The sequence below is a fragment of the Paenibacillus paridis genome (assembly GCF_006345825.1).
Taxonomy (GTDB): Bacteria; Bacillota; Bacilli; order Paenibacillales; family Paenibacillaceae; genus Pristimantibacillus; species Pristimantibacillus paridis.
On record NZ_VCIX01000039.1, the window covers coordinates 1 to 616 of the forward strand.

Below are 616 nucleotides of genomic sequence, written 5' to 3' on the forward strand. Positions count from 1 at the left end.
AGACGCTTGAGGTGAATCATGTGACGTTCGCCTACAAAGCGGAAGAGGCCATTCTTCGTGATGTGAGCTTGCGTATTGAAGCGGGCAAGGTAACGGCTCTCGTCGGCCCGAGCGGAAGCGGCAAAACGACGCTGTTCTCGCTGCTGGAGCGGTTCTATGCACCAACCTCCGGCTCCATTAAAATAGGAGGGACGGATATAAAGGATACGTCGCTTCGATCATGGCGAAGAGGAATCGGCTATGTCTCCCAAGAGAGCCCGATTATTGCTGGCACAATTAAAGATAATTTATGCTATGGACTTGACCGAGAGCCAAGCCAGGAAGAAATAAAGANAAGCCAGGAAGAAATAAAGAAAGCGGCGCAAATGGCATACGCAGACGGATTTATTGAAGCTTTGCCAGAGAGCTATTCTACAGAAGTAGGAGAACGAGGAATCAAGCTGTCCGGCGGTCAGCGGCAGCGGATTGCGATTGCTAGGGCGCTGCTCAGAGATCCGCAAATTCTCATGCTGGATGAGGCGACTTCCAACTTGGACAGCAAATCAGAGGAAGTCGTTCAGGATGCGCTCAAAAACTTAATGATCGGCCGAACGACAGTTGTAATTGCCCATCGTTT

The 616-nt window shown here is 50.4% G+C and carries 1 protein-coding gene; it reads left to right on the forward strand.

All coding sequences use genetic code 11. From position 1 onward, the window contains the following. Positions 1-616, forward strand: a 616-nt coding sequence (locus FJQ58_RS00860; RefSeq protein WP_139990575.1) for an ABC transporter ATP-binding protein, incomplete at both ends; no start/stop codon positions are given.